The 11,742-nt window shown below is 70.8% G+C and carries 13 protein-coding genes and 1 riboswitch; of the genes, 10 read left to right on the forward strand and 3 right to left on the reverse strand.

Translation table 11 applies throughout. The annotated features are described in order from the left end of the window. Nucleotides 1-4 precede the first annotated feature (4 nt). Nucleotides 5-745, reverse strand: a complete 741-nt coding sequence (locus ACYVL2_RS03110) for a Rossmann-fold NAD(P)-binding domain-containing protein (protein ID WP_460540074.1) — start codon at nt 743-745, stop codon at nt 5-7. A 118-nt stretch (nt 746-863) separates the two neighbouring features. Beyond that, nucleotides 864-1,104: riboswitch (cobalamin riboswitch) on the forward strand. Between the two features lie 41 nt (nt 1,105-1,145). Between ACYVL2_RS03110 and metE the strand changes: the two genes are divergently transcribed. From metE to ACYVL2_RS03160, 10 genes are all read left to right on the forward strand, one after another. Continuing rightward, nucleotides 1,146-3,386: a 5-methyltetrahydropteroyltriglutamate--homocysteine S-methyltransferase gene (gene metE, locus ACYVL2_RS03115; protein ID WP_460540076.1), complete on the forward strand. Its 2,241-nt coding sequence runs from the start codon at nt 1,146-1,148 to the stop codon at nt 3,384-3,386. Nucleotides 3,387-3,460: 74 nt separating this feature from the next. After that, on the forward strand, nt 3,461-4,633 hold the full coding sequence (gene alr, locus ACYVL2_RS03120) for an alanine racemase (RefSeq protein ID WP_460540078.1): 1,173 nt from the start codon (nt 3,461-3,463) through the stop codon (nt 4,631-4,633). Beyond that, the gene (locus ACYVL2_RS03125) at nt 4,630-5,832 is read left to right on the forward strand and encodes an alpha/beta fold hydrolase (protein ID WP_460540080.1); all 1,203 of its coding nucleotides are present in this window, start codon (nt 4,630-4,632) and stop codon (nt 5,830-5,832) included. Before alr ends, ACYVL2_RS03125 begins: the two co-directional genes overlap by 4 nt. Further along, nucleotides 5,766-6,305 carry a tRNA (adenosine(37)-N6)-threonylcarbamoyltransferase complex ATPase subunit type 1 TsaE gene (gene tsaE, locus ACYVL2_RS03130; protein ID WP_460540082.1) on the forward strand — a complete coding sequence of 180 codons (540 nt, stop codon included), beginning with the start codon at nt 5,766-5,768 and terminating at the stop codon, nt 6,303-6,305. The genes ACYVL2_RS03125 and tsaE overlap by 67 nt, the downstream gene beginning before the upstream one ends. Next, nucleotides 6,302-6,937: a tRNA threonylcarbamoyladenosine biosynthesis protein TsaB gene (gene tsaB, locus ACYVL2_RS03135; RefSeq protein ID WP_460540084.1), complete on the forward strand. Its 636-nt coding sequence runs from the start codon at nt 6,302-6,304 to the stop codon at nt 6,935-6,937. The genes tsaE and tsaB overlap by 4 nt, the downstream gene beginning before the upstream one ends. A 19-nt stretch (nt 6,938-6,956) precedes the next feature. Continuing rightward, nucleotides 6,957-7,403 carry a GNAT family protein gene (gene rimI, locus ACYVL2_RS03140; RefSeq protein ID WP_460540086.1) on the forward strand — a complete coding sequence of 149 codons (447 nt, stop codon included), beginning with the start codon at nt 6,957-6,959 and terminating at the stop codon, nt 7,401-7,403. Beyond that, nucleotides 7,404-8,462, forward strand: a complete 1,059-nt coding sequence (tsaD, locus tag ACYVL2_RS03145; RefSeq protein ID WP_460540088.1) for a tRNA (adenosine(37)-N6)-threonylcarbamoyltransferase complex transferase subunit TsaD — start codon at nt 7,404-7,406, stop codon at nt 8,460-8,462. Between the two features lie 97 nt (nt 8,463-8,559). Further along, nucleotides 8,560-9,096, forward strand: a complete 537-nt coding sequence (locus ACYVL2_RS03150; RefSeq protein ID WP_460540090.1) for an NUDIX hydrolase — start codon at nt 8,560-8,562, stop codon at nt 9,094-9,096. Between the two features lie 41 nt (nt 9,097-9,137). Continuing rightward, nucleotides 9,138-9,710: an NUDIX hydrolase gene (locus tag ACYVL2_RS03155; RefSeq protein WP_460540092.1), complete on the forward strand. Its 573-nt coding sequence runs from the start codon at nt 9,138-9,140 to the stop codon at nt 9,708-9,710. Further along, on the forward strand, nt 9,707-10,219 hold the full coding sequence (locus tag ACYVL2_RS03160) for an NUDIX hydrolase (RefSeq protein ID WP_460540094.1): 513 nt from the start codon (nt 9,707-9,709) through the stop codon (nt 10,217-10,219). Before ACYVL2_RS03155 ends, ACYVL2_RS03160 begins: the two co-directional genes overlap by 4 nt. Nucleotide 10,220: 1 nt before the next feature. Here ACYVL2_RS03160 and ACYVL2_RS03165 read toward each other — a convergent pair whose 3' ends face one another. Together ACYVL2_RS03165 and ACYVL2_RS03170 are read right to left on the reverse strand one after the other, a co-directional pair. Then, the gene (locus ACYVL2_RS03165) at nt 10,221-10,877 is read right to left on the reverse strand and encodes a TetR/AcrR family transcriptional regulator (RefSeq protein WP_460540096.1); all 657 of its coding nucleotides are present in this window, start codon (nt 10,875-10,877) and stop codon (nt 10,221-10,223) included. A 77-nt stretch (nt 10,878-10,954) separates the two neighbouring features. Next, nucleotides 10,955-11,731 carry an alpha/beta fold hydrolase gene (locus tag ACYVL2_RS03170; RefSeq protein ID WP_460540098.1) on the reverse strand — a complete coding sequence of 259 codons (777 nt, stop codon included), beginning with the start codon at nt 11,729-11,731 and terminating at the stop codon, nt 10,955-10,957. Between the last annotated feature and the right edge of the window lie 11 nt (nt 11,732-11,742).

An 11,742-nucleotide genomic window follows, 5' to 3' on the forward strand; every position in this document is an offset into this window, starting at 1 on the left:
CGCCTCAGCCCTCCGTGCGGTGCACGATCTGCGCGGCGGCCTGATCGCGCGGCATGATCGACAGCCGGTCGATGTTGACGTGCGCCGGCCGCTTCGCCACCCACGCGATCGACTCGGCGACGTCGGCGGCCGTCAGCGGCGTCATGCCGCGGTAGACCGCCTCGGCCCGCTCCCGGTCGCCTTCGAAGCGGACGAGACTGAACTCGGTCTCGACCATGCCCGGATCGATCTCGCACACGCGCACCGGCTCCCCGAGCAGCTCCAGCCGCAGCACGCGGGTGAGCGCGGCCTCGGCGTGCTTGGCGGCGTTGTAGCCGGCCCCGCCCTTGTACGGCTCGCGGGCGGCGATCGACCCGATCGTGATGACCTGCCCGTCGCCGGAGGCGACCAGTAGCGGCAGCAGCGCCTTGGTCACGCGCACCGTGCCGAGCACGTTCACGTCGTACATCCGCTGCCAGTCGTCCAGATCCGCCTCGGCCACCGAATCGAGCCCGAACGCGCCCCCGGCGTTGTTGACCAGCAGATCGCAGCGGTCGATCCCGGCGGCGAACGACGCCACCGAGGCGTCGTCGGTCACGTCCAGGGCCAGCGCCCGACCGCCGCACTCGGCGGCGACCTCGGCGAGCCGGTCCGTGCGCCGAGCGCCGAGCACCACCGCGAAACCGGCCTCGGCCAAGGCCTTCGCCGAAGCGGCGCCGATACCGCTGCTGGCCCCGGTGATGACGGCCACGGGTCGGTCAGTCATGAATCCTCCCTGGAGGTGCGGGTTCCGACCGCGACGATACCGATCCCGCCCGGGCCGAACCGTGGCGCGGGCCCACATCGGCCTCGGTCGAATGCGGGGGCGGCGATGGCACGCCCGTACCATCGGAGGCGACGCCGGTTCCGAGGCGGCGCCCGCTGTCTCGGCTAAGAGGGAACCTGGTGGGAGTCCAGGACTGCCCCGCAGCGGTGAGCGGGAACGAAAACCGTCACAAGCACTTGGCCGAGGTCCGCGCTCGAAGCGAGCGAGGATGGAAGCCTGGGAAGCGACGGCCGGTAGGCGCCGAGTCCGCACTCGGCGAGCCCGCGAGTCCGAATACCTGCCGACGTACCGCGGGCGCCAGCGCGCGGTCCACGCTGTCCGAGTTCGAGGGAACTGACACATGACCACTGCAAAGAAGACCGTGCACGCCACCGTGCTCGGCTACCCCCGCATCGGCGCGCGACGCGAACTCAAACGCGCCGTCGAAGCCCACTGGTCCGGGAGGATCGACCAGGCCGCGCTCGACGCGGCCGCCGCCGAGATCCGCTCCCAGATGCTCGACGATCTCGCCTCCGCCGGACTCGACTCCGTCCCGACCGGGATCTTCTCGCTCTACGACCACGTACTCGACACGATCGTCGCCGTCGACGCGATCGCCCCCAGGCACCGGCGCGACAGCGAGACGGCCACCTACTTCGCCGCCGCGCGCGGCGACGCCGACGCCGTGCCGCTCGAGATGACCAAGTGGTTCGACACCAACTACCACTACCTGGTCCCCGAGATCGGACCCGACACCGACTTCCGCGCCCGCCCCGAGCAGGCGCTCGGCGAGTTCCTCGAGGCGCGCGAACGCCAACTCCGGGCCCGGCCGGTGCTGCTCGGCCCGGTCACGTTCCTGCTGCTGGCCAAGGCCGCCGACGGCGCCCCGGACGGATTCGAGCCGTTGAGCAAACTCGACGAGCTCGTCGACGTCTACACCGAGATCCTCACCGCGCTGGCCGACGCCGGCGCCGAGCGGATCCAGATCGACGAGCCGGCGCTGTGCGCCGACCGCACCGGCGCCGAACTCGAGGCCGTCCGCTCGGCGTACCAGCGGCTCGCCCCGATCACGGAGCTGCTGGTGACCGGCGGCTACGGTCCCTTCGGCGAGGCGCTGCCGGTGCTGCTCGAAGCCGGCGTCGGCGGCATCGCCCTCGACCTGGTCCGCGGCCGGGACGATGTGGACGTCCTCGAGTCGCTCGACGTTTCACGTGAAACATTCGTGCTCGCCGGGGCGGTCGACGGCCGCAACATCTGGCGCACCGACCTGCTGGCGGCCGCGGCCGAGCTCGAACGGCTCCACCGAGTCACCGACCGGCTCGGCGTCTCGTCCTCCTGCTCGCTGCTGCACGTCCCGGTCGACCTCGAGGCCGAGCACGGACTGCCGAAGTCGCTGATGGAGCGACTGGCGTTCGCCCGCCAGAAGCTCCGCGAAATCGTCAGCCTCGCCAGGCCCGACGCCCCGCGCCTCCAGCGCCCGCCGGCTCCTGCCGAATGGCGCAAGGAGACCGTCCGCTCCCGACTGGCCGCGCTCGGCGAAGACGCCGACCGCCGCGTCCCCTACGACGAGCGCGTCGCCGCCCAGGAGCCTTCGGCGCAACTGCCGCTCCTGCCGACGACCACCATCGGCTCCTTCCCGCAGACCGCCGAGCTGCGCCGCGCCCGCGCCGCCCACCGCCAAGGCCTGATGATCGACGCCGACTACCGCGCCCGCATGAAGGCCGAAGTCGCCGCCGTCGTCGACGAGCAGATCAAACTCGGCCTCGACGTCCTGGTCCACGGCGAGCCCGAGCGCAACGACATGGTGCAGTACTTCGCCGAGCAGCTGACCGGATTCGCCACCACCGCCGCCGGCTGGGTCCAGTCCTACGGCTCCCGGTGCGTGCGCCCGCCGATCCTGTACGCCGACGTCGCCCGGCCCGAACCGATGACCGTCGAGTGGATCTCCTACGCCCAGTCGCTCACCGACAAGCCGGTCAAGGGCATGCTCACCGGTCCGGTGACGATCCTGGCCTGGTCGTTCGTGCGCGACGACCAACCGCTGGCCGAGACCGCCGAACAGGTGGCGCTGGCGCTGCGCGACGAGGTCGCCGACCTCGAGGCCGCCGGGACCTCGATCATCCAGGTCGACGAGCCGGCCCTGCGCGAGTTGCTGCCGCTGCGCCGGTCGGGCCGGGCGGCCTACCGCGAGTGGGCCACGCGCGCGTTCCGCATCGCCACCTCCGCGGTGCGTCCGAGCACGCAGATCCACACCCACCTGTGCTACTCGGAGTTCGGCGACGTCATCGACGCGATCGCCGACCTGGACGCCGACGTGACCTCGATCGAGGCCTCCCGCTCGAAGATGGAGGTCCTCGAGGACCTCAACCGGGCCGAGTACCGGCGCGGCGTCGGCCCCGGGGTGTGGGACATCCACTCCCCGAGGGTGCCGTCGGTCGAGGAGATGGCCGCTTCGCTGCGGCTGGCCGTGCGCGCCGTCGAGCCCGAACGGGTCTGGGTCAACCCCGACTGCGGGCTGAAGACGCGCCGATACGAAGAGGTGCGGCCGTCGCTGGCGAACCTCGTCGAAGCCGCCCGGATCGTCCGCGCCGAGCTCGAGTAGGCCTCGTTCGCCCGGTCGGCGGCGTCCGCGCAGCGGTGCGTCGCCGCCGCCGATCGGGCACGTAATCTTGAGGCGTGGCGATTGACAACTACCGCATCGTGTCTGAGCCCGTTTCGGGGGACATGTCGGGTCTGGCCAGGGCTTACATGGATTGGCGGCGCCTGGCGCACAACGTTGAGGCGCTGGCCGCGCTCACCGAGGCGCCGCAGATGGCGATGGTGAAGGCCGACGCCTACGGGCACGGCACGGTCCCGGCTTCGCGCGTGGCCGTCGAGGCCGGGGTCGCGCGATTGGGGGTGGCGACGCTCCGGGAGGCGTGGCGGCTGCGGCGCCTTCCCGACCTGGCCGACGTGCCGGTGCTGGCGTTCCTGTACGGCCCCGAGCAGCCGGGCCTGGCCGAGACGATCGAGGCCGGCGCCGAGATCGGGATCTCGTCGCTGCCGCAGCTCGACGCGGTCGCCGCGGCCGCCGAACGGGTCGGCCGGACCGCGCGCGTCCACCTCAAGGGCGACACCGGGATCTCGCGCGGCGGGGTCGCCGAGTCGGAGTGGGAGGCGTACTGCGAGTCGGCCGCCAAGCACCAGGCCGCCGGGGCGATCGCGGTCGTCGGCGCCTGGAGCCATCTGGCGTGCGCCGACGAGGTCGACCATCCCTCCAACGGGATGCAGAAGGCCGCTTTCGAGCGGTTCCTCGCGGCCGTGGCCGCGGCCGGCATCGAGCCGGAGGTGCGGCACCTGGCCAACTCGGCGGCGCTCATCGCCGATCCCGAGACGCACTACGACCTGGTCCGGCCGGGCATCGCGCTCTACGGCTACAACCCGGTGCCGCACCTCGAGGTCGACCTGCGGCCGGTGATGGAGCTGCGCAGCCAGGTCATGACCGTCAAGCGGCTGCCGGCCGGGACGGGGATCTCGTACGGGCACACCCACCGCCTCGAGCGGGACTCGAACGTGGCGCTGGTGCCGCTGGGCTACGCCGACGGCGTCCCGCGCCGCGCCTCGGGCCGCGCCGAGGTGTACCTCGCCGGGCGCCGGAGACCGGTCCTCGGAAGGATCTGCATGGACCAGTTCGTGGTCGACCTCGGCGACGACGTCGTGAGCCCGGGCGAGCCGGTCGTCCTCATCGGCGCCGGAGCACACCATCCCGACGCCGACGACTGGTCGGGGTGGGCCGAGACCATCCCCAACGAGATCCTCACCGGCATCGGCGCCCGCGTGCCGCGGTTCTGGAACAGGGGGACCGCATGAGCAGCCGGGCCGCCCTGCGCCGCTGGGCCTTCGCCGGCGGCGTCGTCGCCGGGGCGGCGGTCGCGGTGGGCATGCCGCGGTACCTGGCCCGCCGCGCCCGCGCCCGCGCCTCGGCGGCCGACCCCTACGCCTCCGAACCGTTCGAGCTGCCGCCGACCGACGCGGTGCGCACCGTCATCAGCCACGACAAGGTGCCGGTGCACGTGGAGACGGTCGGGCCTGAGGACGCGGACCTGACGGTGGTGTTCGCCCACGGCTACCTGCACGACTCGACCACGTTCTACTTCCAGCGCAAGGCGATCGCCGAGGCGCAGACCGAGGGGTACACGCTGCGGGCGGTGTTCTACGACCAGCCGGGCCACGGGCGTTCGGGTCCGCTGCCGCGCACCGAGTACTCGATCGACGACCTCGCCGCGACGATGCACGACGTCATCGCCGCCACGGCTCCCCGGGGGCCGCTGGTGCTGGTGGGGCACTCCCTGGGCGGCATGACGATCCAGGCGTTCGCCCGGCACTACCCCGACCTGTTCGACCGGCGCGTGCAAGGGGTCGCGTTCCTGTCGACCAGTCCGGCCGGGCTCGACACCGTCGAGACCAAGCCGATGCGGGCGCTGCGCCGGATGCGCCGCACCGTCCTGCCGATGCTGCAGCAGATGACCGGCTGGACGCCGCAGTTGATCGACCGGGCCCGGCTGCTGTCGGGCGACATCGGGTGGCTGGTCGCGCGCCGCTCGGCCTTCGCCAGGAGCGACCCGCCGGATTCGCTGGTGAGCCTCATCGAACGAATGAACCGTCACACCCCTTTGCAGACCGTGGTCGGGTATGTGCGCGCTATCCTCGAGCACGACGAGACGGTCGGGCTCAGCCGGTTCGACGGGATTCCGGTGCTGGTGACGGTCGGGGACAGCGACATTCTGACGCCGCCGCAGCATTCGCGGCGGCTGGCCGACGCGATCAAGGGGTCCCGTTTCGTGCTCATAGCCGAGGCGGCGCACTCGCCGCACCTTGAGTATGCTGGTGAGATCTCACAACTATTGTTGGAGATGATCGACAAAGTCGCGGTCGGGATCGACACGGGCGCCACCGCCACGGCGGATGGAGACACCGCCGGCGCCACGCCGCGGCCCGGTCGATGGTCACCGTTCTCGCGCCCGGAGGGGCGCGAGACTCAGACGCGAACAGAGGGAGTGACATCGTGAGGCTGACTCTGCCGACAGCCGTCGACACGCACGAATTCGGGAAACGCCTCGCCGCGGTGCTGCGCGAGGGCGACCTCGTGATCCTGACCGGACCGCTCGGCGCCGGCAAGACCGCGCTCACCCAGGGCATCGGGGCGGGCCTCGACGTCGGCGGGCGCATCACCAGCCCCACCTTCGTCATCGCCCGCACCCACCGCGCCGGCAAGGCGGGCCTGCCGCTGGTGCACGTCGACGCCTACCGGCTCGAAAGCCTCGACGAGCTCGACGACCTCGACCTCGACACCGACGTGGCCCACTCGGTCACCGTCGTCGAATGGGGCGCCGGCCTCGCCGAGCGCCTGGCCGAGTCCCATCTGGAGATCGCCATCGAGCGCGAGGCCGACGAGACCCGCAGGGTGAGTCTCCACGGCCGCGGCGGCGACTGGGACGAGCGGCTCGAGCAGCTCGAAGCCCCGGTGGGCGCGGCCGCATGATCCTGGTCGTCGACACCTCCACCAGCGCCGTCCAGGCCGCGCTCGTGCAGCTCGACGGCGGGGAGCTGTTCCTCGAGGCCTTCCGCCGCGAGATCGACAGCCGCGGCCACGTCGAGCGGATCGCGCCGTTCATCGACGCGTGCCTGAACGAGACCGGCCGCGACCGCACCGCCGTCGAGGCCGTGGTCGCCGGCACCGGTCCCGGCCCGTACACCGGGCTGCGAGTCGGCATGGTCACCGCCGCGGCCTTCGCCGACGGACTCGGCATCCCCGTCTACGGGGTGTGCTCGCTCGACGGCATCGGCGGCAACGCGCGCGGACGGGCCCTGGTGGCGACCGACGCGCGCCGCAAGGAGATCTACTGGGCCGTCTACGAGAACGGGGCGCGGATGGGCGAGCCGCAGGTCGGCAAGCCCGCCGAACTGCCGGACCTCGACGCGGACTACGCGATCGGGGAGGGCGCGGCCAAGTACGCCGACCAGCTGCCGATCCCGGCCGAGGAGCGGGCGGTCTACCCGGACCCGGTGAAGCTCGCCGAGCTGGCCGTGCCGAGGATCCGCTCGGGCGCGCCGTCGGAGCAGCTGACGCCGCTGTACCTTCGTCGGCCGGACGCGAAGCCGGTCGGCGCGTGAGGCTCGTAGAGTCGTAGCCGTGGACGGGCATTTGCACTTGGGGCGGCTGCGCTGGTGGCATCTGCCGGCGGTCGCCCGGATGGAAGCGGAGATCTTCGGCCCGGAGGCCTGGAGTCAGGGTCTGCTGTGGACCGAACTGGCCGCCGGCCACGACTACCGCGCCGTGTTCGCCGGCGACCGCGTCGTCGGCTACGCGGGCATGGCCCTGGCCGGCAACGAGGCCTGGATCAACAACATCGCCGTGGACCCCGCCGAGCGGCGCCGCGGCATCGCGACGATGCTGATGGACGACCTCGTCGCCCGGTCGCGCGCCGCCGGCGCGAAGGCGATGTTCCTGGAGGTCGCGGTCGACAACGCCCCGGCGCAACTGCTGTACGAGCGCTACGGTTTCTACGGCATCGGCGTGCGCAAGAACTACTACCAGTACACCGGTACCGACGCCGCGGTAATGAGGATGGATCTGTAAATGAGCGAACCTTTGGTGATGGGCATCGAGACCTCGTGTGACGAGACGGGGGTCGGCATCGTCCGCGGCACGGAGCTGCTGGCCGACGCCATAGCCTCGTCGGTCGATGAGCAGGCCCGGTTCGGCGGCGTCGTGCCCGAGGTCGCTTCGCGGGCGCACCTGGAGGCCATGGTTCCCACCGTCCAGCGCGCCCTCGACGACGCCGGCGTGACCCTGGCCGACCTCGACGGCATCGCCGTCACCGCGGGACCGGGTCTCGCGGGGGCCCTCATGGTCGGCGTCGGCGCGGCCAAGGCGTATTCGCTGGCCACCGGCGTGCCGCTCTACGGTGTCAACCACCTCAGCGCGCACATCGCCGTCGACACCCTCGAGAACGGACCGATCCCCGAGCCGGCGATCGGACTGCTGGTCTCCGGCGGCCACTCGACGATCATGATGGTCGAGGACCTGGCCGGGAAGGTGGGCCAGCTCGGTGCGAGCATCGACGACGCCGCCGGCGAGGCATTCGACAAGGTCGCGCGGCTGCTCGGCCTGCCGTTCCCGGGCGGGCCGTACATCGACAAGGCCGCCCGCGAGGGCGACCGGGCGTTCGTGGAGTTCCCGCGCGGGCTCACCGCCGCCAAGGACATGGAGCGGCACCGCTACGACTTCTCCTTCTCAGGGCTGAAGACCGCGGTGGCCCGCTGGATCGAGGCGCAACAGGCCGAAGGCCGGGACATCCCGGTGAACGACGTGGCGGCGGCCTTCCAGGAGGCGGTCTGCGACGTGCTGACCCGCAAGGCGATCCTGGCGGCCAAGGAACACGGCGTGGAGACCCTGCTGCTGGGCGGCGGCGTCGCCGCGAACTCGCGGCTGCGCGCCATGGCGACCGAGCGGGCCGAACAGGCCGGCCTGACGCTGCGGTATCCGAGGCCGAAACTGTGCACCGACAACGGCGCCATGGTCGCGGCCCTCGGATCGCACCTGGTCGCGGCCAAGGTCGCCCCGTCCGAGATGAACTTCCCGGCGAACTCCTCGATGGACGTGACGATCGTCAGCCTCGCCGACCGGCTCTCCTGAACGCCGTCGTGCGCCGCGGCTGAAGACCCGGCAAATCGTATATTATATAGGATATATCCTATATGGTTCCTTTTTCGACACCGATAAGCTGGCGGGCATGGAACGAACCCCCGACGGCCCCATTTATCGCCGGTCCGCCCGAGTGCTCATCGTCGATCAGGAGGACAGGGCCCTGCTGTTCTTCGGGGGCGGGCTGGTCCGCCAGGACGCCGACTACTACTTCACCGTCGGCGGCGAGGTCGACGAGGGCGAGACCCTCGCCGAGGCCGCCGTCCGCGAAGTCCGCGAGGAGACCGGCCTGCGGGTGGCCGCCGGCGACCTCGGCCCGCCGGTGGCCCACACCGAAGGAGTCTGGACCACCTCCGACGGGGTCCGCTACTACTCCGACGACAACTTCTTCTTCCTGCGCGTCCCGCACTTCGAGGTCAGCCTCGACGGCCTGGACGACGGCGAGGACAAGGAGATCAGCCACTTCGAGTGGCTCTCCCTCGACGACCTGAGGACCACCGACGCGATCGTCCTCCCCATCGGCCTCGCGGGAGTCTTCAAACGCCTCCTCGACGGCGAGACCGTCACCGCCCCGATCGAACTGCCGTGGATCGACCTCAGCGCGGGCGAACCCGCCGTGGAATAACGGCGGTGGCGCTGCCGTTCCACCATGTGGATACTCGAACGGTGAACGCTCCAACCGAGCCCGCCCTCGTCCGGCGGCGCTGCGCTCGAATACTCGTGGTCGACGAGCGGGACCGACTCCTGCTCTTCTACAGCCGCGACTTCGTCGCACCCGGCGTCGAGTACTACGTGACCGTCGGCGGCGGCATCGAGCCCGGCGAGTCGCCGGCCGAAGCCGCCGGCCGCGAGCTGTTCGAAGAGACCGGTCTGCGCGTCGCTCCGGCCGATCTCGGTCCGATGGTGGCCCGGGCCGAAGGCCGGTGGTCCGACGGACCGGACGTCGTCGTCCACTCCGAAGACCACTACTTCTTCTACCGCGCGCCGCACTTCGACGCCGTCCGCGACGGCCTCGAACCGGTCGAGCTCGAGGAGTTCACCGAGTCGCGTTGGCTGACGGTCGCCGAAGTCGAGGCCGTCGATCCGATCGTGTTCCCCGCGCGCGTCGCGACCCTGCTCAAAGGACTCATCGCCGGTGCCACTCCCCAAGCGCCGGTGCGACTTCAATGGAGTGCATGGTGTTGGGACACGGAAAGAGACTGGACTGCCACGGAGCGTCCCACGATACTTGAACGGTGAACGCATTGGACGATACAGCCCAAATTGACAGGCGCGGTGCCCGCGCCATCGTCGTCGATGAGCACGACCATGTCCTGTTCATCGGCCGCCCCGCATCCGCCGAGCGACCCGCCGGCTGGATCCTCCCCGGCGGCGGCATCAACGACGGCGAGACCATGCTCGAGGCCGCCCTGCGCGAACTCCACGAGGAGACCGGGCTGCGCGTCCCGGCCAGCGCCCTCATCGGCCCGGTCGCCCGCCAGAACTACCAACGGCGCAGGAACGACGGCGGCCCCTTCATCCAGCAGAACCACTTCTTCTACGTCCGCGTCGAGCGCTTCGAACCGCGCGTGTGCGGCGGTGAGGCCTACGAGCAGGACCTCCAGTTCAAATGGCTCGCGGTCGACGACTTCACCTCGACCGAGGGCGTCCACCGCATCGAGCCCGTCCTCGGGCTGGTCAAGCGGCTCCTCGGCGGCGACATCCCCACCGAACCGGTCCAGCTGGAGCCGACCGGCCGTCCGTACTGAACTACGAGCGCCGCTCCTGCTCGCCGCGGCCATAGAGCCGCAGGAACAGGCGCACGCCCTCCGTGACCGTCTCGGCGGTCTCGGCATGGTCGACGGGCAGTGCCCCGAAGAACGTTCGCTCGGCTATCGGCGTGAAAGTCAAGAGCGTGAAATGCCCCGCGGCCTTGTCGGCGTCGTCGAAGACGAGCAGGCCCCGATCGGCCATCGCCCGGAAATGCTCGGCGATGTCGCGCTGCGAGCGCAGCGGGCCGGCGTCGAGCCAGGCGTCCACGACTTCCTTCGGCAGGTGCGTCACCTCGGCCCGGATGGTCCTGGCGATCGCGGCGTGCTCATCGGGCGCGGCCAGCACGGCCTTGGCACGGTCGACGCCGAAGTCGGCGAGGTCGGTCTCCAAGTCCAAGATCTTGCGCAGATGCCGGTCGGCCAGGTCGGTGAGCGTGTCCGATAGCTCCCGAGTCGACTCCAGTGCGGCCGTGAGGAACAGCGACTCCTTCCCCTCGAAGTGGTTGTAGATGGTCTTCTTCGAGACTCCGGCCTCGCGGGCGATGGCGTCGACCGTCGCCCGCGAGTACCCGTCCCGACCGAACACTCGGTTCGCCGCGCGCACGATGGCATGCCGCTTGTCAGGCCTGCCGGTCCAGACGATGTCGGTCCCCATCCCGCCCCTCCGTTGGGTTCATGCGGACCACAGTCTATTGGCAGGTGGCGCTGGGCCGGCTCTGCCGGTCGGTGACCTCAGCCGAGGAACGACCGGACTTCGTCGAGGAACCGGGCGGGCTGCTCGGCGAAACTGATGTGACCGCTGTCGAACTCGACGTACTTGCTTCGCGGGATGCGGTCGGCGAGTTCGGAGGTCAGCTCGACCGGCACGGTCCCGTCCTTGCTGTTGCCGATCACCAGAGTCGGCGCGGCGACGTGCGCCAACTGATCGCGGATGTCGAGGCGCAGATCCAGGTCGATGTGGCGCAGGGTGCCCTCGTCGGGGACCATCCCGCTGTTCATGGCCGCCAAGGTCGCCTCGTCGAGGCCGCCGAGGAACTCGGAGCTGAACGCGGACAAGGTGGCATACGTGCCGAAGCGCTCCGGGTCGTGGGCGAGCGAGCGCCAGAGTTCGAAGCCCTGCCGCAGCGCCGGGTGGTCGGCGTGGGCGAATCCGGCGATGCTGACGACGCGGCCGACCAGGTCGGGACGGCGAGCGGCCGCGGCCGCGACCAGTGTGCCGCCCAGCGAGAAGCCGACCAGATCGGCCGGACCGCCTCCGGAGTCCTCGATGACGGCGAGGATCTGATCGGCGAGCCGTTCCACGGTGAGCTCGCCGCCCTCGTCGGTGGTGTTGACCGTGCCGGACAGGTCGGGAAGGACGACCGTGCGGTCCCGGGAGAACTGTTCGAGCAGTTCTCCCCAGACGAACCGTCCGCCGCCCGAACCGGTTCCGTGGACGAGCACGGTCTTCGGTCCGGTCCCGCTTACTTCGTAGTGGACCTTGGCGTTGTCGATGGTGACGGTGGGCATGAGCTTCTCCG

The sequence above is a fragment of the Glycomyces halotolerans genome, assembly GCF_054779575.1.